The 20,454-nt window shown below is 39.3% G+C and carries 28 protein-coding genes; 21 read left to right on the plus strand and 7 right to left on the minus strand.

Going from position 1 to position 20,454, the window contains the following annotated elements; translation table 11 throughout:
* Window positions 1-69 precede the first annotated feature (69 nt).
* Together G8782_RS10090 and G8782_RS10095 are read right to left on the minus strand one after the other, a co-directional pair.
* Entirely contained in the window at window positions 70-867 is a 798-nt protein-coding gene (locus G8782_RS10090; protein ID WP_172370838.1) for a cytochrome c oxidase assembly protein, read from the minus strand.
* A complete protein-coding gene (locus tag G8782_RS10095; protein WP_172371188.1) occupies window positions 860-1,357 on the minus strand; it encodes a DUF2243 domain-containing protein in 498 nt (165 codons plus the stop codon). The genes G8782_RS10090 and G8782_RS10095 overlap by 8 nt, the downstream gene beginning before the upstream one ends.
* 240 nt (window positions 1,358-1,597) lie before the next feature.
* Between G8782_RS10095 and G8782_RS10100 the strand changes: the two genes are divergently transcribed.
* The 9 genes from G8782_RS10100 to G8782_RS10140 all read left to right on the plus strand — a co-directional run bounded on the left by G8782_RS10100 (window position 1,598) and on the right by G8782_RS10140 (window position 6,462).
* Window positions 1,598-1,858, plus strand: coding sequence for a metal-sensitive transcriptional regulator (locus tag G8782_RS10100; RefSeq protein WP_172370839.1), 261 nt, complete (start codon window positions 1,598-1,600; stop codon window positions 1,856-1,858).
* A 144-nt stretch (window positions 1,859-2,002) separates the two neighbouring features.
* On the plus strand, window positions 2,003-2,482 hold the full coding sequence (locus G8782_RS10105; protein ID WP_172370840.1) for a DsrE/DsrF/DrsH-like family protein: 480 nt from the start codon (window positions 2,003-2,005) through the stop codon (window positions 2,480-2,482).
* Window positions 2,483-2,525: 43 nt separating this feature from the next.
* Window positions 2,526-2,894, plus strand: coding sequence for a rhodanese-like domain-containing protein (locus tag G8782_RS10110; RefSeq protein ID WP_172370841.1), 369 nt, complete (start codon window positions 2,526-2,528; stop codon window positions 2,892-2,894).
* A gap of 16 nt (window positions 2,895-2,910) precedes the next feature.
* Window positions 2,911-3,207, plus strand: coding sequence for a rhodanese-like domain-containing protein (locus tag G8782_RS10115; protein WP_172370842.1), 297 nt, complete (start codon window positions 2,911-2,913; stop codon window positions 3,205-3,207).
* A 53-nt stretch (window positions 3,208-3,260) separates the two neighbouring features.
* Window positions 3,261-3,830 (plus strand): sulfurtransferase TusA family protein, encoded by a 570-nt coding sequence (locus G8782_RS10120; RefSeq protein WP_172370843.1) that lies wholly within the window; start codon window positions 3,261-3,263, stop codon window positions 3,828-3,830.
* 40 nt (window positions 3,831-3,870) lie between these two features.
* Window positions 3,871-4,998 carry an MBL fold metallo-hydrolase gene (locus G8782_RS10125; protein ID WP_172370844.1) on the plus strand — a complete coding sequence of 376 codons (1,128 nt, stop codon included), beginning with the start codon at window positions 3,871-3,873 and terminating at the stop codon, window positions 4,996-4,998.
* A 29-nt stretch (window positions 4,999-5,027) separates the two neighbouring features.
* A complete protein-coding gene (locus G8782_RS10130; RefSeq protein WP_172370845.1) occupies window positions 5,028-5,255 on the plus strand; it encodes a sulfurtransferase TusA family protein in 228 nt (75 codons plus the stop codon).
* Between the two features lie 56 nt (window positions 5,256-5,311).
* Window positions 5,312-6,091 carry a sulfite exporter TauE/SafE family protein gene (locus G8782_RS10135; RefSeq protein WP_172370846.1) on the plus strand — a complete coding sequence of 260 codons (780 nt, stop codon included), beginning with the start codon at window positions 5,312-5,314 and terminating at the stop codon, window positions 6,089-6,091.
* Window positions 6,092-6,219: 128 nt separating this feature from the next.
* Complete coding sequence (locus G8782_RS10140; RefSeq protein ID WP_172370847.1) at window positions 6,220-6,462, plus strand: IS1096 element passenger TnpR family protein; 243 nt, start codon at window positions 6,220-6,222, stop codon at window positions 6,460-6,462.
* Here G8782_RS10140 and G8782_RS10145 read toward each other — a convergent pair.
* Window positions 6,440-6,997 carry a recombinase family protein gene (locus G8782_RS10145; protein ID WP_172370848.1) on the minus strand — a complete coding sequence of 186 codons (558 nt, stop codon included), beginning with the start codon at window positions 6,995-6,997 and terminating at the stop codon, window positions 6,440-6,442. The genes G8782_RS10140 and G8782_RS10145 overlap by 23 nt on opposite strands.
* A 117-nt stretch (window positions 6,998-7,114) precedes the next feature.
* Here G8782_RS10145 and G8782_RS10150 point away from each other — a divergent pair, with 117 nt between their 5' ends.
* The 5 genes from G8782_RS10150 to G8782_RS10170 all read left to right on the plus strand — a co-directional run bounded on the left by G8782_RS10150 (window position 7,115) and on the right by G8782_RS10170 (window position 12,299).
* On the plus strand, window positions 7,115-8,524 hold the full coding sequence (locus tag G8782_RS10150; RefSeq protein WP_172370849.1) for a SulP family inorganic anion transporter: 1,410 nt from the start codon (window positions 7,115-7,117) through the stop codon (window positions 8,522-8,524).
* 13 nt (window positions 8,525-8,537) lie between these two features.
* Window positions 8,538-8,951, plus strand: a complete 414-nt coding sequence (locus G8782_RS10155) for a universal stress protein (protein ID WP_172370850.1) — start codon at window positions 8,538-8,540, stop codon at window positions 8,949-8,951.
* 133 nt (window positions 8,952-9,084) lie between these two features.
* Window positions 9,085-10,602: a DEAD/DEAH box helicase gene (locus G8782_RS10160; protein WP_172370851.1), complete on the plus strand. Its 1,518-nt coding sequence runs from the start codon at window positions 9,085-9,087 to the stop codon at window positions 10,600-10,602.
* Between the two features lie 133 nt (window positions 10,603-10,735).
* Complete coding sequence (locus G8782_RS10165) at window positions 10,736-11,518, plus strand: YqhG family protein (RefSeq protein ID WP_172370852.1); 783 nt, start codon at window positions 10,736-10,738, stop codon at window positions 11,516-11,518.
* 280 nt (window positions 11,519-11,798) lie between these two features.
* Window positions 11,799-12,299 (plus strand): GNAT family N-acetyltransferase, encoded by a 501-nt coding sequence (locus G8782_RS10170; protein ID WP_172370853.1) that lies wholly within the window; start codon window positions 11,799-11,801, stop codon window positions 12,297-12,299.
* A 93-nt stretch (window positions 12,300-12,392) separates the two neighbouring features.
* On the opposite strand, the gene G8782_RS10175 is transcribed toward G8782_RS10170, so the two are convergent.
* On the minus strand, window positions 12,393-12,893 hold the full coding sequence (locus G8782_RS10175) for a methylated-DNA--[protein]-cysteine S-methyltransferase (RefSeq protein WP_172370854.1): 501 nt from the start codon (window positions 12,891-12,893) through the stop codon (window positions 12,393-12,395).
* Between the two features lie 69 nt (window positions 12,894-12,962).
* Window positions 12,963-13,931 (minus strand): NAD(P)-dependent alcohol dehydrogenase, encoded by a 969-nt coding sequence (locus G8782_RS10180; RefSeq protein ID WP_172370855.1) that lies wholly within the window; start codon window positions 13,929-13,931, stop codon window positions 12,963-12,965.
* Window positions 13,932-14,173: 242 nt separating this feature from the next.
* Here G8782_RS10180 and G8782_RS10185 point away from each other — a divergent pair, with 242 nt between their 5' ends.
* Window positions 14,174-14,425 carry a hypothetical protein gene (locus G8782_RS10185; RefSeq protein WP_172370856.1) on the plus strand — a complete coding sequence of 84 codons (252 nt, stop codon included), beginning with the start codon at window positions 14,174-14,176 and terminating at the stop codon, window positions 14,423-14,425.
* Window positions 14,426-14,499: 74 nt separating this feature from the next.
* On the opposite strand, the gene G8782_RS10190 is transcribed toward G8782_RS10185, so the two are convergent.
* Window positions 14,500-14,772 carry an alpha/beta-type small acid-soluble spore protein gene (locus G8782_RS10190; protein WP_172370857.1) on the minus strand — a complete coding sequence of 91 codons (273 nt, stop codon included), beginning with the start codon at window positions 14,770-14,772 and terminating at the stop codon, window positions 14,500-14,502.
* Window positions 14,773-14,927: 155 nt separating this feature from the next.
* Between G8782_RS10190 and G8782_RS10195 the strand changes: the two genes are divergently transcribed.
* The 6 genes from G8782_RS10195 (at window position 14,928) to G8782_RS10220 (ending at window position 19,824) form a co-directional block, all read left to right on the plus strand.
* Window positions 14,928-16,400, plus strand: coding sequence for a protein adenylyltransferase SelO (locus G8782_RS10195; protein WP_172370858.1), 1,473 nt, complete (start codon window positions 14,928-14,930; stop codon window positions 16,398-16,400).
* A 143-nt stretch (window positions 16,401-16,543) separates the two neighbouring features.
* Window positions 16,544-17,452 carry a YsnF/AvaK domain-containing protein gene (locus tag G8782_RS10200; protein ID WP_172370859.1) on the plus strand — a complete coding sequence of 303 codons (909 nt, stop codon included), beginning with the start codon at window positions 16,544-16,546 and terminating at the stop codon, window positions 17,450-17,452.
* A 182-nt stretch (window positions 17,453-17,634) separates the two neighbouring features.
* On the plus strand, window positions 17,635-18,510 hold the full coding sequence (locus tag G8782_RS10205) for a hypothetical protein (protein WP_172370860.1): 876 nt from the start codon (window positions 17,635-17,637) through the stop codon (window positions 18,508-18,510).
* A 123-nt stretch (window positions 18,511-18,633) separates the two neighbouring features.
* Entirely contained in the window at window positions 18,634-18,942 is a 309-nt protein-coding gene (locus G8782_RS18795) for a nuclease-related domain-containing protein (RefSeq protein ID WP_172370861.1), read from the plus strand.
* A gap of 293 nt (window positions 18,943-19,235) precedes the next feature.
* Window positions 19,236-19,367, plus strand: a complete 132-nt coding sequence (locus G8782_RS18800) for a topoisomerase DNA-binding C4 zinc finger domain-containing protein (protein ID WP_425505489.1) — start codon at window positions 19,236-19,238, stop codon at window positions 19,365-19,367.
* A 142-nt stretch (window positions 19,368-19,509) separates the two neighbouring features.
* A complete protein-coding gene (locus G8782_RS10220; protein WP_172370863.1) occupies window positions 19,510-19,824 on the plus strand; it encodes a hypothetical protein in 315 nt (104 codons plus the stop codon).
* 78 nt (window positions 19,825-19,902) lie between these two features.
* Here G8782_RS10220 and G8782_RS10225 read toward each other — a convergent pair whose 3' ends face one another.
* The gene (locus G8782_RS10225) at window positions 19,903-20,340 is read right to left on the minus strand and encodes an SRPBCC family protein (RefSeq protein WP_172370864.1); all 438 of its coding nucleotides are present in this window, start codon (window positions 20,338-20,340) and stop codon (window positions 19,903-19,905) included.
* Window positions 20,341-20,454: the final 114 nt, after the last annotated feature.

A 20,454-nucleotide genomic window follows, 5' to 3' on the forward strand; every position in this document is an offset into this window, starting at 1 on the left:
CATAATATTACAATCAAAAACAATCAGCCCTATGCACGAATAGCTGATTGTTTTTTTATCTTTGATTATTTACCCCATCCTTACGGCAATATCCCTGCGTGGGCGAACAGATTGATACCAGTGCCTGAATAGGATTATGATTAATATCAGATCGACCGCATCGCCTCCGTAATACATCAACATCCCGCCAATTCTTGCCTGTTCTTCCAAGACGCCTGCCGGTGGATATGCATAGATGAATTTTGATAGAATGCCGTGTCCTGCAAGGGCTAGAATGAATATGGAAGTTCTGTACGGGAAACTGAAACGGTGAAAAACGGGATCAATATAAACTAAAGAAATTGTGAATAAATAGCCGGCGATGAAGACGTGAATATGCACGATGACATGGAGCAAAAGGTTTTCGTGCATTGCTGTATATAAATTGGTCGTATATAGGAGCGATAAACCGCCAATGTTCAAGATAGAGGCGACAATAGGATGGCTAAAGAATCGGATGGAACGGCTTTTCATCAGACGGCTAACTTTTCTTGCAAAATTGACATTGAGTGTACGGAGCAACAATGTCATCGGTGCTGCAAGTGCAATTAGAAGCGGTGCGAGCATGCCCAGCAGTAAATGCCCCGCCATGTGAGCCGTGAAATCGACATGGGATTGACGTGAAAGCGGGCCTATCAAGGCGGAAGCTGCAAGAAATACACCCGTAACAAAGAATATCGTGCGCTGCCAAGGCCATTTACGATAGCGCTTTCGTCGGTTAGTTGCCAAAACAGCACCGATGTAAAATCCAATCGCAAGAAGCGCCGGAATTCCAAAAAAAATATCGGTAAAGAGAAAGAAAGCGTGATTGTCCGCCGCATCATGCATGGGAAAATGCACCTTTTCCTTGACGTTGATCGCGCTTAGCATTCATGATTAGACCGATGCCAACCAGAATCATGATAGCTGCTGAAATGTTCCAGACGAGGTCGTACGGTAAAATATCCACATTGTATCGGATTTGGTGGATGCGCATGATCTTGTGCTGAATTGTTCCGTCATATAGTTGGAAAACCCCGCCACCAAGCAATTTTCCTCCCCACCACATCTTATGCCACAGTGCACCACGCCTCCGCAAGTCGGCAACCATGTATAGTCCGCCGACAGTCGCAAACCAGCTAAATGCGTGAAATAATCCATCCGAAACAAGACCGACCGCGACAGTCGACTTGTCGTAAAACTTATGCCAATGAAGCAGTTGGTGAAAAAGCGTTTCGTCAAGAAAAGCGACAAAACCTAATCCGAATAAGATGCCAGACCAAAGATTCCGGCGCCAAAAGGTTGCTCTGTTCTTTGAATCCCCCTGCTTGTCCTGCATAGCTTTCATATTCCTATACCTCCATCTATAGAAGTCAGTGCTTTTAAAAAAGTATAGCCGTAAGAAGATAAAGGTAAACAGGGAATGTTTTTGAGGACTTGGAATCGATTCTCAAACTTACAACTTGACTATATACCCAAAGGGGTATATCATAGGTTTTGGAAGTTGAATGAACTTGATTGTTTATTTGAAAATATTTCGCGCAAAAATAAATCAAGTAAAGATAACGGAGGGTTGAAAATGGAATACGATAAAAATGTTATCAACCGATTAAAAAGGATTGAAGGACAGATTAAAGGTGTGCTAGGTATGATAGACCAAGGAAAAGATTGTCGAGAGGTTGTCACCCAATTATCTGCTGCGCGTACCGCAATTGACCGGACAATGGGGGTTATTGTCAGCACCAATCTTGAACAATGCGTTCGGGAAAGTGTTGAGAAAGGTGAAGACACCGATAATCTTGTCAAAGAAGCAGTTGAGCTTTTGACGAAGAGCAGATAAAGACAGATGTTCATCAATACTCGAATATCCGGGGGTTGACGAACAGTTCTTTTTAATATAGTATATACCCCCAGCGGTATAACATATTTTTTTGAAACAAAGTATACCCCGTCGGGTACCTAAGGTAAAAGGAGGAAACAAAGAATGACTGAAAAGAAAAAAACGACGATTATATTGTTTAGCGGTGATTATGATAAGGCGATGGCGGCTTATATTATTGCAAATGGCGCCGCAGCTTATGATCATGAAGTGACCATTTTTCACACGTTTTGGGGATTAAATGCTTTACGGAAGGAGGAGCCATTGACATTGAAAAAGGGCTTCCTTGAAAAAATGTTCGGTAAGATGATGCCGAGAGGTGCAGATAAAATGGGACTATCTAAAATGAACTTTGCTGGAATGGGTCCTAAAATGATTAAACATGTGATGAAGAAACATAATGCGATGACGTTGCCTCAATTAATTGAGATGGCGCAAGAACAAGAGGTTAAACTCATTGCTTGTACGATGACAATGGATTTACTTGGACTTCAACAAGAAGAATTACTCGACAAAATTGAATATGCCGGTGTGGCGGCTTATCTGGCTGAAGCAGAAGACGGACATGTAAACTTATTTATTTAATCAAAGAAAAACGATTTTACAAAGAGGAAGGTTTTGAGCTGAAATGTTGGGTACTTTAGTAAATATTATATTACTGGCAATTGTTATATGGTTTTTCTATCAACGATTAGCCCCGGTTAAAGGGATTCGTAATATAAATACAACAGAATTAAAGTCCGAATTAAAAAACAAAGATAAGCAATTTATAGACGTTCGTACGCCAAATGAATTTAAAGCGAATCACATTAAAGAATTTAAAAATATTCCATTAGCTGATCTTCATAATAAAGCAAGTGACTTATCTATAGATAAAGAAGTTTTTCTGATATGTCAAAGTGGAATGAGAAGTATGAATGCAAGTAGGGTATTGAAGAAAATGGGATTCAAGCACATCATCAACGTAAAAGGCGGAATGAGCGCTTGGCGCAATTAAAGGAGGAAAATTGATTGTGAAACAGATATCAACTAATGAAGTAGAAGTTTTATTGAATGAAAAAGCACCGATAAATCTAATAGACGTGCGTGAGGTTGATGAAGTACGAGCTGGAAAAATACCGGGTGCAATCCATATCCCATTAGGGTTAGTGGAATTCAAGATGCAAGACCTGGATAAATCAAAGGAATATATTATGGTTTGTCGTTCGGGCGGAAGAAGTGCAAGGGCAGCAACGTTTCTTGAAGATTATGGATTCAAGGTGATCAACATGACTGGCGGCATGCTCGAGTGGAACGGCCCAGTAGACTAAAATTTTTAACTTTTTATATACCCCTGCGGGTAATTAATGAGGAGGAGTAAACAATGATTCAAACAAATTCAGTTTTAGATGCAAAAGGATTGGCATGTCCGATGCCGATTGTTAAAACCAAAAAGGCGTTAAACGATTTGGAGCCCGGAGAAGTATTGGAAGTTCAAGCAACGGATAAAGGTTCAACCGCCGATTTAAAGGCGTGGGCAGAGAGTACAGGTCATCAATACTTAGGAACAATAAATGAAGGAACTGTATTAAAACATTATCTTCGTAAAGCAAGTGATGAGGAAAAAGAAGAAAAGAGCCATCCAAATGTCATTCGAAACGAAGAATTGCAACAAAAATTAGAGGCGAACCACAACTCAGTAGTCTTGGATGTGCGTGAATCGGCTGAATATGCGTTTAACCATATTCCGAATGCCAAATCGATTCCGCTTGGTGAATTAGAAGAATATATCGATGAATTAGACAAGGAGTCTGAAATTTACGTAGTTTGTCGCACTGGTAATCGGAGTGACTTAGCGTCACAAAAATTAACCGCGGCGGGGTTTACAAAAGTCTTTAATGTGGTTCCAGGTATGAGTGAATGGGAAGGGCCTACAGAGAAATCAGTAAACTAAAATTAATTAAATTCGGAACAAACTATAGGAGGTATACGTGATGTCAGTAAAAGCAATGACTGCTAAAGAGGTCGCTAAAAAAGTCATCAATAAAGAAGAATTATTTATTTTAGATGTACGAAATGAAAGTGCCTTTAATGATTGGAAAATAGAAGGGGATAAAATTGAAATCCTAAATACCCCATACTTTGATTTATTTGATGGTGTTGAGGAAATCATGGATGCAATCCCTGAAAATAAAGAAGTATTAGTTGTATGTGCGAAAGAAGGCTCTTCAATTATGGTCGCCGAGATGTTATCTGATGCAGGGCTTTCCGTTTATTATTTGCAGGGCGGCATGAAAGCATGGAGTGAACATTTGGAGCATGTAAAAGTCGGAGATTTAACGAATGGAGGAGAAATTCACCAATTTGTGCGCCTTGGAAAAGGCTGTTTGTCTTACATGGTAGTTTCCAACGGCGAAGCAGCTATAATTGACCCGGCACGTATGACGGACATCTACCTAGATTATGCGGAAAGTATCGGAGCAAAAATCACGCATGTGTTTGATACCCACTTACATGCTGACCATATTTCAGGAGGCAGAGAAATCGCGGAAAAAACCAAAGCAACCTATTGGTTACCTCCGAAAGATGCAACGGAAGTGCAATTTGACTATCAGCCATTAGAGGGCGGTAAGACGATAACGATCGGTAATACAAAGATAAACATTCATGCGCTATACTCGCCTGGTCACACCATTGGATCTACTTCGTTTGTAGTCGACGATAAATATTTACTAACAGGAGATATTTTATTCATCGATTCTATTGGGAGACCGGATCTTGCAGGTATGGCAGAGGACTGGGTTGGCGATTTAAGAGAAACGTTGTATGACCGATACCGTGAACTATCAGATGATTTAATCGTCCTACCCGCTCATTTTATGATTATAGAAGAATTAAATGAAGATGGAAGTGTAGCCAAACCTTTGGCAACATTATTCGAAGAAAATCATGGATTGAACATTGCGGATGAAGCTGAGTTTAGAGATATGGTAACGGGTAACTTACCGCCGCAGCCAAATGCCTACCAAGAAATCCGTGAAACGAATATGGGGAAAATCAAGCCGGATGATGAAAAGCAACGCGAGATGGAAATTGGGCCAAATCGTTGCGCGATTCGATAAAAATTATGATGAATAGGAGCGTTGAAAAAATGAAGGCAAATGAATTATTAGATGCAAAAGGTTTAGCATGTCCAATGCCGATTGTTAGAACAAAAAAAGCAATGGATAACTTAAAAACTGGTGAGGTATTAGAAATACATGCGACTGATCAAGGTTCTAAAGCAGATTTAACTGCTTGGTCAAAAGCCGGCGGACATGAGCTTTTGGAATCTACTGAGGAAAATGGCGTACTAAAATTTTGGATTAAGAAAGGTTAACAACGCTTAGGGAACCTTATAGGATAGGGTTCCCTTCTTTTTTGGGAGGTTTTGAAATGGATTTCACATTTATAATAATTATCTTTTTAATAGGATTTATTGGATCCTTTATGTCTGGAATGGTTGGAATCGGCGGGGCGATTATTAATTACCCGCTGCTTTTATTTATACCGCCGCTATTGGATTTGGCGGCATTCACTGCGCATGATGTCTCGGGAATCAGTGCAGTTCAGGTGTTATTTGCTTCCATCAGCGGCGTCTTGGCTTATCGTAACGGCGGGTTTTTGAATAAAAAACTTATCATTTACATGGGGGCCGGCGTGTTACTAGGAAGTATCATCGGAAGTTTTGGGTCAGGGTCTATGTCTGAAGAAAGTATTAATATTGTTTACGGGATTTTGGCATTAATAGCAGCCGTCATGATGTTCATTCCAAAGAAGGGAATAGATGATATTCCTTTGGATCAGGTAACGTTCAACAAGTGGCTTGCTGCATTTTTAGCTTTAATCGTCGGATTAGGTTCTGGGATTGTTGGTGCAGGAGGCGGTTTTTTAATCGTGCCTATAATGTTGGTCGTATTAAAAATCCCGACGAGGGTGACGATTGCCTCTTCGTTAGCAATCATCTTTATTTCATCCATTGGCGCAACTGCAGGGAAAGTTTCGACGGGGCAAGTTGATTTCTATCCAGCGTTAATACTGATAATTGCCAGTTTGATATCGGCCCCACTAGGTGCCAAGACCGGAAGAAAAGTGAATACAAAAATCCTTCAAGCTTTTTTAGCCATACTCATATTGATTACAGCTGTGAAAATTTGGATGGATATTTTGGTTTAGTATATTGATATGGAAGACCTTTCGTCGATTAATAAACGGTAGGTCTTTTCATATTTTGAGGCTATATGCGTTACGGTATAAGAAAACTTGAAAATGCCGTATGATAATGAGAAAAGACGAGGTGACTTATGAATGCATATATTCTGAAACTATCATTTGAATACATTACGCCGACCATATGGAGACGCGTTATTTTACCGGCAGACGCGACATTTCACCGTTTGCACCAAACAATTCAATCGGTCACACATTTCCAAAGCACGTTATCGCCATATCATTTTTTCAGCGTGGAAACCGATGATTTTTTCATTACGGATAATGAATTTTTACGAACAACTTGGCGTTCTTTTATTTATCCTCATCCGATATAGAACGACTATCTAAATAACGGTATAAGGTCGATTTACTAATTCCCGTTGCTTCTTTTATGTCGAATAGCGTATAGTTTTTACTCTCATACATGGCAAAAGCGCGCTCTAAATTTTCATCTGACTTTCGCGGGCGGCCGATCGATTTGCCCTGTTGTTTCGCAACTTGCAAAGTAAATGTAGAAGAATGGCTTAAGAAAGTCGATTGCAACCTTGCGAAAAAAGTGGCACCTTGAAGTAGCGAAGCTTCATGAATTGTTTGATTGGTTAGTTGTTCATCGATGAAATGAATAATAATCTGATCGCGTTCTGCTAGCCGTAAGATATCTAAAAGTTGCTGAAGTGAATCGGCTAACGCTTCGATATTTTGAACGAATAGCTCGTCTCCTTTTTGCAAGGTCATTAATAAGTCATCAAGTTCCGTTCTTTTCTTCGCAAGCCCATGTGATTCTTTATATAATTTTTCGATGGAAATATTATTCAATTGATTAGTACATTGTTGATCCTTAACTATTGGGCGAATGTATCCGTATTTCATTATTTTCTCCTAACTTCCCAAAACTATTAACTTTTGGGAATGAAAATGCTATGCTATAAACATTCTACCATTGGTACAAGCTTTGTCGAAGCTTAGTGATGATGAAAGGGGAAAAAAATGCATACATTAAAACAACAATGGTTCGGGAATGTTCGTGCCGATATTTTAGCAGGTATCGTTGTCGGGCTCGCGCTCATCCCTGAAGCATTGGCTTTTGCGTTCATTGTGGGTGTAGATCCGCGTGTCGCGTTATATGCTTCATTTACAATCGCTGTCATCATTTCGTTTGTAGGCGGCCGACCTGGTTTGATTTCGGCAGCAACCGGTGCGATGGCATTAGTACTCGTCAGCTTGATGGCGAATCATGGCCTGCAATATGTACTTGCGGCAACTATTTTGACAGGAATTATTCAATTTATACTTGGGTTATTCGGTGTCGCGAATTTGATGCGATTTATTCCAAACTCCGTCATGCTTGGGTTTGTGAATGCGCTCGGAATTATGATTTTTATCACGCAAATGCCTTATTTAATTGGTGCGGGGAGCATTACATATGTTTTTGCAATCGTCACGCTAATTTTAGTGTACGCGATTCCGCGATTTTTTACGTATATTCCTGCACCGTTGATTGCCATTGTCGTCATGACAAGCATTGCGCTTATAAGCGGTGTCAAGTTGCAGACGATTGGCGACCTCGGTACGATGCCGAATACGCTACCGATTTTCTTCTTGCCGGATATTCCGCTTAATTTTGAAACGTTGAAAATTATTTTACCGTATTCATTGGCGCTTTCGGTTGTCGGTTTATTGGAATCGCTTCTTACGTCTCAAGTGTTGGATGATATGACGGACACGCCTAGCAATAAAAATACGGAGGCACGCGGGCAAGGAATTGCCAATTTCGTCAATGGATTTTTCGGCGGGATGGCGGGTTGTGCATTGATCGGACAATCGGTGATCAATATTAAATCAGGAGGACGCGGGCGTTTATCGACATTGACGTCTGGCGTATTTCTTATGTTTTTAATCATCGTTTTAGGCGATGTCGTCGCTGATATTCCGATGCCTGTTCTTGTCGGCGTGATGATTATGGTGAGTGCGACAACCTTCAATTGGGGTTCGTTTAAGTTTTTGAAACAAGCGCCTAAGTCAGAGTCGCTTGTTATGCTTATAACCGTAGTGATTATTTTATATACGCATAATTTGGCAATCGGTGTTGTCGCTGGCGTTATATTAAGTGCGCTTTTCTTTGTTGCAAAAATTTCGCGTGTGAGCGTAACGCATGATAGTGGAATATATAAAGTAAAAGGTCCTTTATTTTTTGCATCTACGACGAAGTTTATTCAATCATTTGATAACGTTACAGGAAGCTCAGTAATCATTAATTTTGAAAATAGCCAGCTTTGGGATGAGTCCGCTGTTGCTGCTATAATAAAAGTGAAGCAGAAACTCGAACAAAAAAGTGTGACTGTACAAATCCAAGGGTTAAATTCTTCAAGTGAACAATTGTATCAACAATTCACATAGGGGAGGAATCTAAATGAAGATTGCTGTAGCTGTTGATGGGTCAGACAACGCGTTACGGGCCGCCAAACATGCAATTATGCTCGCCCGATATCTACCTGAGTCGAATTTGGAAGTAATTTATGTCGCAGATTATAACAAAGCGAAAGACGAACGTTTATTAGCCCAAAGTCCAGAAAGCTTAGCTTTAAAACGCGAACAAAAGGTATCACCAATCGAAAAACTTGCAAAGTCTGCCGGCGTCCAAATACAGAGTACGATGTTGAAAGGAACCCCGAGTCACGAAATTATAAAGTACGTAAACGAACATTCCATTGATCAACTAGTAATCGGAAGTCGGGGTTTAAATGCTTTTCAAGAAATGGTTCTAGGAAGTGTTAGCCATAAAGTGGTGAAGCACGCGAACTGTCCAGTCACGATTGTTAAATAATATTTCTAAGCGACTACTTACTTAAGTAGCTCGCTTTTTTTGTTCTTGAAATTTTATATCTGATTAACTTAACATAGGAATTTCATTTTTGGACAATCTAACAAAGAAATAAACGAAGAATGAGGTGATATTTTTGATCATTGAAAGATCGTCTGAATGGAAAGAAGGCTTTGCAAAGCGATTGGAGAATCGTGAAGCATGGGATAGCTGGAAGTTATATAATATGAGTTATGAAATAGCGAAAGCGAACCTGATTACAGATTTTCGCGGTCTTCAATCTCCAAGATATTTACCTAATCTGACGCCTCTAGCCCATCAGTTGGAAGTGGCGGAAACGGTCATTGAAAGGATGAATGGTAAAGCGATTCTTGCAGATGAAGTGGGGCTCGGTAAAACCATTGAAGCTGGATTGATTTTGAAAGAGTATCTGATACGCGGGCTTGTGAAGAAAGCGCTGATTTTGGTTCCAGCTTCACTTGTCAATCAATGGCTTGATGAACTCAATCAAAAATTTCACATTCCAGCATTGCAGTATAAGAAAAACTATGATTTGAATTATTGTTCAGTTGTCGTCATGAGTTTGGATACGGCAAAAAGAAGTCCGCATAAAGAGAATATTTACGAACAAGATTTTGATTTAATCATTATTGATGAAGCCCACAAATTAAAGAACCATAAAACGCAGAGTTACGAGTTTGTCCGAAATTTAAAGAAAAAATTTTGTTTGTTATTAACAGCCACGCCTATTCAAAACGATGTGTTTGAATTGTTTTATCTTATATCTTTATTGAAACCGGGTCACCTCGGAAATTACGAATCGTTTCAATCCGCATTTTCCGCAAGTAAACACAATGTCGAACATGACGAGTATTTAAAAGAATTGGTTAATCAAGTTATGGTCAGAAATAGACGAGAAGATACTGGGATTGAATGGACAAATCGTAATGTAGAAATAATCCCTATCGAGTTTACGAAAGAAGAAAAAGAAGTATACGACCTAATATCGGAACTTAAAAATGTTTCAACTGTATTTTCAGATGCATTTTCTCTGATTACGCTGCAAAGGGAAATGTGCAGCAGTAAGGAAGCAACAGCTTTAACGTTAACAGATATGCTTGAAAAATGCACAAAACAGGAAGACATCTCTTATATAGAAGAGATCATTGGAAAACTCATGGCGCTAGAAATTAATTCGAAAGCGGAAAAGGCTTATGAAATCATTTCTCGGGTAAATGGCAATAAGGTTATTATCTTTACCGAATATAAAGGAAGTCAAACCTATTTGCAGTGGTATTTACAATCTAAAGGAATCTCGAGTGTTCCGTTTAACGGCAAATTCAATAAAAATAAACGAGAGTGGATGAAGCAATTATTTAAAGACCAAGCACAGGTGTTGATCGCGACGGAGTCGGGTAGTGAGGGGATTAACCTTCAGTTTTGCCACCACGTCATAAATTACGATTTGCCTTGGAACCCGATGAAATTAGAGCAACGAATCGGTCGTGTCCATAGGCTAGGTCAGGAACACGACGTTAATATTTATAATTTAGCCATTCAGAATACAATCGAAGATCATATATTGGATTTGCTTTATGTGAAGATTGGTGTTTTTGAACAAGTAGTCGGTGAGTTGGATGATATCCTATCCTGAGTTAACGTGCCGTAAAAGACCATCAACGACACGTAAACTCCCGATTGGTTCAACTAACAATCAGCGGTTAGTACATTCCGCTGATTGAAGTTTCACTTTATCCCGTGTTAACGTGCCGTAAAGGAGGGAGTACATGTATCCGCAGCAAATTCATGGTTATTTAAGAGAACTTTTTAAAGAAAACAAATGCCAAATATTAAGTGATAGCGACCAGTATCTTACTGTTCAATTAACAATCGATATGGACAAAAGAATAATGAATCGGCCCTTTTATTGGCAGTACTTAGAGAGTACGAATGGTGTGCCGTGTCCAGCGCAAATCACTTTAATTACAGATAAAAATAAGCTTGACCAAGACGTCAAAGGGGAAGTTGTGCATTTGGGTTCTCCACGGCTCCACCAACTATTTCAAACGATAAAAGAACTCGGCTCTTTTGTATTAGTGTATGAGAAGATATCAGGAAAATCTGATTCTCAAACCATTTTAACCCCATGGCTAGGCGTGAATTATAAAGTATCGTATTTCAGCGATCAAACGAAAGAAACTCTTTATTCATTAGGGATTAACTTAATGACAGGGGATCTAATTGAAGGTTTCCAGGAATCAATAAGTGACGTGGATTTGGATGTAAACATGTCGGAAAACACATTTAACTTGCCGTATATTATAAATCCTACTCGCGCACTCGACCGTTTGGACGCGGTAATCGAAAATAAAATACAACAAGATGACCACACATGGGCGGAAGAAGCGAAAATGAGGTGGGAAAAGGATCGTAAAGTATTGGAGTATTTCTATGAAGGCGTAGAAGAAAGACCGGATAGTTATGACATCGAAAAAGAAGCGATGGACCAACAATACGAAGCAAGAATTAAAATTGAAATTATTAATGGCGGATTATTTTATTTGAAGTAATAATTTTCAGTGTATTGGGATAAAGGGATTTGTTATGGTATAATAGGAAAAGCTGAAGGTCTGAGAAACGTCCGGCAAATCACATTCCATTCCGCGTGAAGAGCGGAAAGCCAGTATTAGAGTGTGATGAAATACCACCCTGCTTACTTGGTCGTTAGCGGAGGGTGGTTATTTCTTTTTATCCGTAATAACAATTGCTACTACGATAGCTAAATAAAAAGCTTTTGGTGTTTTTGTGTTTTCATATACATCTTAAGCAGTGGGGAAATGGGGAATAAATATGCGATTGGTGAGACCGTCCATCGAATGGAAAAATGAGCACGAGGATTACATGAAAGAATGGGATGAATCCCGAATGACTCCAAGCAGTTTTAATTTAGATGGTTATGAGAATTATGAAGCCTATTTAGAAGCACTGAAAACGCGGGAAAGCGGGGATGGAAAATGGGTGCCATGCACGAATTATTTCCTGGTGGATGAAAATGATCGAGTGATTGCTATGGTCGACATACGGCATGAGTTGACGGATTACTTACGTAACGTCGGGGGACATGTTGGGTATGGCGTGAGACCTGTTGAAAGACGAAAGGGTCATGCGACACGAATTCTTGCAGAGGCATTGAAAAAATGTGATGAATTGGGAATCCGGCGGGTACTTGTAACTTGTAATGCTAACAATATTGGATCTGCAAAAACGATAATAAAAAACGGCGGCGTTGAAGACAAAAGCTTTATTGAAGAAGATGGAACTGTGATCCGAAGGTTTTGGATAGAGAGGTAATAGCTAAAATTCAAACCAGGTTTAACGTAATATAAAATTGCACCAAACCTGGTTTTTTATTGTTTTTCTTACTTTCATGCTTGTCGCCTTGGTTCAACTCTCCAACTCAAGTAATTGTGATTTCATTTCCAGTCCGCCACGAAAACCAGTTAGAGAACCATTTTTTCCAATTACCCGATGGCACGGAACAATAATCAGCATTGGATTAGCGCCGATTGCTGTTCCGACGGCGCGTACAGCCTTTGGATTTCCGATACGTTCTGCGATAGTTGAATACGATACCGTTTCACCAAAAGGAATTTGCAGCAATGCTTGCCAAACGGATTGCTGAAATGGAGTTCCGTACAAGGCTGTGGCGGCTGTAAAATCTCTTCGCTGCCCGTCCAAAAACTCTATCAATTCTTTTGCGTAGAATTGCAGGGCTTTTTCATCTTCGATTAATTCAAAACCCGGCAATCGCTTCTTAGCCCATTTTTCAAGATCTTCAAAATCCTCATTCTGCGTTCCGACATAACAAAGTCCTTTCTCTGTCGCTGCTAAATATAAATCCCATTGACCATGCTTCAAACGCATCCATCCAATTTTATTGTTCATTTATCCGCACCCCATTTATCGGCTTTTACCTATAGTATACAGGATGCGAGAATGAAAAACTGAATGAATTTATACAGTTAGGACAACTTTACCTTGAGCGTGACCTTCCTGAAAATATTTGAATGCTTCAGCTATTTCGCTTAACTTATACTGTTTATCAATTACCGGTTTTACTTTCCCATCCTCAATTAATTCTTTTACATAAATTAAATCATTTTGGTTTGCTCTTTGTAAGAGATTACTTATTTTCTTACTTCCAGTCATAAAAATAAAAGGTCCAAGAACCAAAGATTGAAACAATTGTGATTCAGCTCCACCCACGTGGACAAAACTTCCATTTGGTTTTAAAGCCCGTTTATAAGCCGAAATGGAATTAGACCCGTTAACACCAAGAATCAGATCATAACGCTCATCACTTTGTGTGAAATCCTCTTTTGTATAATCAATGATTCGGTCTGCTCCTATTGACTGCAATATTTCTACATTTCTTGTACTACATACAGCCGTTACTTCAGCCCCGAAAGATTTGGCGATTTGAACCGCGAATGTACCGACACCTCCAGATGCCCCATGGATTAATACTTTTTCTCCTGACTTAATCTTACCTTTATCGCGCAGTCCTTGTAATGCTGTCACACTAGCCATCGGCGTGGCAGCAGCTTCTTCAAATGAAATATTGGAGGGCTTTAAAGCTAAAGCATGTTCCGGGACAGTTACATATTCAGCAAAACCACCCCAACCACATACAGATAGGTCGCCAAATACTTCGTCACCTGCTTGAAAATGCTTCACATCTCCTCCAACAGCTTCAACAACACCGGCAATGTCACCGCCAGGTATCCTGTATTTTGGTTTTAGTAGACCGAAAGCAAGGCGAGCTAAGAACGGTTTTCCTTTTAAAAGAACCAAGTTACCAAAATTCAAGGATGCTGAATGAACTCTTACCAACACTTGATTATCTAAAGGTAAAGGTTTTTCTATCTCTTGTAATTCAAGTACATCTGGCGAACCATATTTGTTACAAATAATAGCTTTCATAAATTCCCCCCAATTTTCTTGAATTTATTTGTATATATCAAAAAACATAACAAAAAAACGTGAAGTGTTATTAATGATACGAAAAAATGAATGAAAAAATTCAGGGAAACTTAAATATCGAGGTATGTACAAAATGCGTGAGGTATGACACATCAAATATAGATGAATAACTTTTATGTACCCGTATACTGTTCCTGTATAAGCGAATACTAAAAACGATTCATCTAAAAGGAGTGAGGGATTTGGCGAAAAAAGATAATAAATCGCATCATGACAGAGGAGTGCGGTTAAATTTGAATCGGCAAGAACATTCGAATAGTTTTATTCAAAGACGTGATCCGCGGCTAAATCAGCAACAAATTGCAGAACAAAATTTAGCTCAAAATCACAAAGAAGGGAATGAAAACTTCCGTGAACTCCAAGCGCAACTAGCTGAAGCCGCGGAAGAATTTGATCACCAAGATTATTCCCCGCAAAAAATGAAAAAGAAATGACTCAAGAATAATCAAGGGAGTGCCAGGCGTAGTAACCCGGCATTCTCCTTGGTATTCTTCTGGCGCTCAACTGTTCACTTCTTCAACATTTGTTCTTGCGCCATCCGAACCATCTCTTTTACCATGTTCCCGCCAATCGGACCTCCGATTTTACCGGCATTTTCAGCGGTGATTTTTCCGTTATATCCTTTTGTTAATGGAATACCAAGTTCATCTGCAATTTCGAATTTCACATCGTCGGGATTGTTTGTATTCACATTATATCCATGTTGCTTCATGACATCTGCCTTCAGTTTATCCAATTCTTTACGCGCTTCAGGAACTAATATTTTATTGTTTTTCGCCATTTGCTCTCCTCCTTTTTTCGTAGTATTTCCTAAAGTGATTCGTTTACTCCGAACGCAGATGATTCGATACCCAAATGAATAATGCGTATAATAAATGGCAATTCAACAAAATTCAAACTTGAGATACAAAACAAATATAATCTTAGGAGACAAACATGATAAATAAACCGAAATCAGAAGAAATAGGTTGGAACTTTGATAACAGTTATGCCCATTTGCCGGAAATCTTTTTTACTAAAATGGACCCGAATCCCGTAGATGCACCCGAATTGATTATTCTCAATGATTCCTTGGCGAAATCACTTGGTTTTAATGCCGATGCACTGAAAAGTGAAGAAGGAATTGCAGTATTTGCAGGTAACAAGATTCCAGAAGGCGCTATGCCGCTTGCGCAAGCTTATGCGGGGCATCAATTTGGTCATTTTACGATGTTGGGGGACGGGCGGGCTATGCTCATTGGCGAACAAATCACTCCCTCCGGAGAGAGATTTGATATTCAGCTCAAAGGATCCGGGCGAACAAAGTATTCCCGCGGAGGCGATGGACGGGCTGGAATCGGTCCGATGCTCCGTGAATATATTATCAGCGAAGCCATGCATGGACTTGGTATTCCGACAACCCGTAGTCTGGCCGTGGTGACAACGGGTGAAAAAATATATCGTGAAACAATGTTATCTGGCGCAATATTAACGCGCATAGCGAAGAGCCATTTACGTGTTGGTACTTTTCAATACGCTGCACAATGGGGTTCATTTGAAGATCTTCAGCAGTTGGCTGACTACGCGATAAAACGCCATTACCCTGAAGTTGAAACAGACGATAATCGTTACCTTTCGTTTCTTCAAGCAGTAATCAAACGGCAGGCGGCGTTAATAGCCAAGTGGCAACTAGTTGGTTTTATCCACGGAGTGATGAATACCGACAATATGACAATTAGCGGAGAGACAATCGATTATGGTCCTTGCGCATTCATGGATACGTACGACCTGGCGACTGTCTTCAGTTCAATTGATATTCAAGGCCGTTACGCCTACGGGAACCAACCATCTATAGCCGGCTGGAATCTCGCTCGTTTGGCTGAAACGCTAATTCCGCTTTTACATGAAGATGAGGCGGAAGCAATCAAAATAGCGCAAGAGGCAATTTCAGAATTTCCTGAGCAATATCAGTCGAAGTGGCTTTCGGGCATGAGAGCAAAACTGGGGTTGTTCAATGAAGAGAAAGACGATGGAATTCTGATTGATGACTTGCTCACTCTGATGAAAAAACATCAAGCGGATTACACCAATACGTTTCGTGCGTTAACTATCGATAAACTGGAGAATAACGAGATGTTTAGCACTACGGAATTTTCTGGATGGCATAAATTGTGGAAGGCAAGATTAGAAAGGCAGCAGGAATCAAAAGAATCTTCCCGTCAATTAATGCGGGATAGCAATCCAGCAGTCATTCCTCGTAACCATCGGGTCGAAGAAGCGTTAGAAGCTGCAGTAGAACGAGGAGATTATAGTGTGATGCAACAACTGTTAAATGTTCTTTCCAATCCATATGATCACACACCTGAACAGGAAAAGTATACAACACCACCTCGATCGCCCGTTCCTTATCAAACTTTTTGCGGGACATGATTTTAGATGTATTTAATGAAGGAATCAATAATATAAAGGGACTTCCCGAATGTTGGGAGGTCTTTTTGTGTTTTATATTTTGTGACACGGGTACTTACTAAATAAGCTCCAAAACTACTAAAATTCTAGGAGGAAATATAATCATGGCAGATAAAAAATTTGTAGGTACGTTCCAATCAGAACACGAAGTTTTGGATAAAATCGATGAGTTGAAGGCAGAAGGATTTTCAGAAGAAGATATTTACGTTGTCACAAATGATGAAGACTCGCTCTCGATTGTTCGCGGACAAACGGACGTCGATCTGAGGTCGCCAGAAGGGAACTGGCTGGATAAATTCATAGCTTTTCTAAGCGGTGATGAACCGGTGAGAGCCGCGTTCCACGATTTGGGATTCACGGAAGAAGAGTCATCCCGTTATTATAATGAAGTGAAAAATGGCAACATCTTGTTATATGTCGACAACGAGTATGGGAGAACGAGCTACGACAGGCAAACGGAATTTATGAAAAACTATTCCGACCCGAATCTAGGTTCCAACTTAACAACAGATCCTCTAGACGCAACTGCTCCTTTAAACCATGCCGGTCTGAATATTGATGCGGAACATGAAGAAAGCCTTCGTTTGCATGAAGAGCGATTGAATGTTGATAAAGAACGTGTGCAAGCGGGTGAAGTGAATGTCGGCAAACATGTTGTCGAGGAAGAGCAGTCAGTGGAAGTGCCCGTGTCACGTGAGGAAGTAGATATCGAAAGACGTGCGGTGTACGACGAGACAGCTGCAGGCGAAGTTTTCGACGATGGTGAAAACATTCACATTCCAGTGATGGAAGAAAGGGTGGAAGTGACAAAACGCCCGGTTGTGAACGAGGAAATCGTTGTTAGTAAACGCGAAGTGCAAGACACTGAAACAGTAAATGAAACCGTTCGTCGTGAAGAAGCAGATATCGATCGCAGCGATGATTTTGTGAATCAAATTGATAGAGATGTAGAAGACACACTTGATACGCATCGTACGAAATACGATCCATTGACAGACCGTGACCGACTTTAATAGTTATTATAAAAGGAACTCCCATGAATTGCGGGAGTTCCTTTTTATATTTTCGAAAAATTATTATATACCAAAATACTTCCATGTTGTGGTAAAATAAGATAATAAAGATAATTCCGTGAACTAGTCAATTTAGCTTTCTTATCAACATTGTTTTGATCAAAGAAAGGGGGCAGTTTTCCATGAAGATAAAGAGTGCTTTCTATAGGAACAATAATGAAATTGAAAAGGAAATTCATCTTGGTGAAATAACAACACCTCAGGTTTATCAAAATAAATTTAAAGGGAAATTATATTGTCCGTCAGAGAATTGTCCGGCAAAAATTAGCTATAGCGGTGGAAGGTACCCTCATTTTAGAACGTGGAGATATGATCAACACTCAGAAAAATGTCCTTATTATTATGATAGAGTTCCTGTTAATTTGGGTAGAAATGTCAAGGACATCGTAAGTGTTGAAATCTCTTTTAACAGACGCCAAAAAGCTTTAAATGATGCTTATATACAAATGAACTTGTCTGAAGAAGAACGAGAAGAATTAAGAAACTCAAGAAGTAGACCCAGAGCTAAGGTAAGAGAGATTACTAGGCGAAAAGAAGCGGTAAAGGCAGAGCAACTAGTTTTATTTGATGGTGAATTGTATGAAGATGAACTAATTTTTCGAAGAAGAAACATATCAAAGCGATTAGTAGATGGGATCACAGAATCAGATATCGGCGAAATTCGCTTGGTCATGGGAAAGATAGCTTCCAATATAGAAAATGGAAATGCCGCGGAAATAGTTGTGGAAAATAACGGAAAAGTGATTACAGTCGTCTTTGAAGAATCATTTACTGCGGATCCATATAATAGTAGCTATTTAAATAAATTCTGGGCTATCAATCAAGTATTAGAACGGGAATTAATAGTGCGATTCACCGGGATAGGTGACGTACGTAAAAATACCAGAAGCAAAAGACTGGAACTAGTTATTCACGCTGGCACTGACTTCAGGATAAACAATAGTGATATGTCTGCCTTAGCAGCACGGCTTGCACTGGAGCAATATCGGTTGGGGTGAAATGAGGAGAAGTGAAAATCTGAAATGAAAAACTGGATAATTGCCATTGGTGTTGTTTTATCACCCATACTTATTTTTATGCTCTCTTATTTATAGATTCCGCTACTACTCATCGGCGCTATCATGCTACGGGTAAATTACCCAACAATAAAAGGCGCGGTGAGAGAACGCCATGTAAATCATTTACTGCGCAAGTTAGGACCAAATTATTCAATATACCATGACCTTTATGTTCCCGACGATAAAGGGGGAACAACCCAAATTGACCATGTAGTTACCTCGCCCTTTGGCGTCTTTGTAATCGAACCTAAACATTATAAAGGTTGGATTTTTGGCAATGAACATCAAAGATACTGGACACAAGTAATTTATAAACGAAAAGAAAAAATGTTCAACCCTAATTGGCAGAACTATGGGCATGTACAGGCGTAAACGAATCACATCGGTAAAGAGTCGAGCGGTTATATTCATTCAATAATCGCTTTTTCAAGTGAATCAACTTAAAGTTTGAAGATGAATTCAAGTCTGCAAGAGTCATTCAATTCCCACAATTGATACAGGTGATTAGGGAATGGAATACTCGTGAAATAAGCGACACAGATTTACGAGTGATTGACAAGACAGTCTTTGGTCTTCAAATTAGCGACAAGAAGACGAAAAGAGAAATTGAGAAACGGCATATCCAATATATCAAAAATAATCGCGATAACAGGTTGCAAAAAGAAATGAAAATAAGTCAAGAGCTTATTTGTCTAAGGTGTAACAGCAGTTTGTCCGTGAAAAATGGAAAGTACGGAAGTTTTTATGGTTGCAAAAGCTTTCCAAGATGTAGATACACACAAAAAATATCAGCCTGAATATTTTAGGTGGTCGGTGCATTAAAATTCCATGAAATTCATAATATATTCAAGGATAACTTATACGGACATAACGCTATATTAGTATAGTTATGGCTTTTGAATCAATACCATAAGGTAAAATTTTCGAAAGGGGAGGTACATGCGGGTACACGATGTCAGGGTTGGAGATCAGGTATTTGTTGTGAAGAATAAAAAAGTGAGTATGGGGACGGTTGTTGAATATGTAAATAAAAAACAGTTAAATGTCACATTGGAAAATCATGATGAACCAATTCGAGTGATTTATGATGTAAGCTTTTTCTTTACAAAAGATAAGGCGGACAGATTTATAGCTTCTAAGAAACTTCAAGAGAAGAGAGAAAATGAACAGCGACTGGCGGAAAAGAAAAAAATTCAAATATGCAATTCATGTGCTATTCCGATTGGCCCATTTGGTCATTGTGGTTGTAGTTAAGTACTAAGTACAACAGGAGTTAAATAAGGACATTAAAAACACGTTCAATGTCGAATAAAACGTGTTTTTTGCAATTTATCAAATTAATGATGCTCTTAAATTTTTTGCGCCATTTTCCAAGTACCCTTTCAAACATACCAACATATAAACCCAACCTTCTTTTTGACCAAGCATTTTGTTCACGATTTCTGGATCGTTTTCTTTTAATCCAGTTTCAATTACTTTAATAATTGTGCTCGATTTATCCAACTCTTCCAATGTAATTGTAACTACTGTTTCATGATCCTCTGCACCCCAAGAGAACACGATCTTTTCATTTTCATCGACTTCTAATACACGAATTACACCTTCTGCATTGTATTCTTCATATCTCCAAGTAATCGTTTTTCCTTGTTCTACTCTTCCTGTCCCCGATGAAAACCAATAATTAGCCATTTTTTCAGGGTCTACAATCGCCTCAAATACTTCATTTGCCGGTTTTAGGATTTTTAGTTTAGTCGTTACTTGCGTATTCATCTACAATCAACTCCCTTTCAGAATGTTTAATCTAGTATACCATGAGTTAATTAATTAAATGGATTTTTAAAAAACGATGACCTTTATGTATATACGTAAAGGTCATCGTTTTTA

Origin of the sequence: Sporosarcina jiandibaonis (genome assembly GCF_013184495.1) — a bacterium.
GTDB lineage: Bacteria > Bacillota > Bacilli > Bacillales_A > Planococcaceae > Sporosarcina > Sporosarcina jiandibaonis.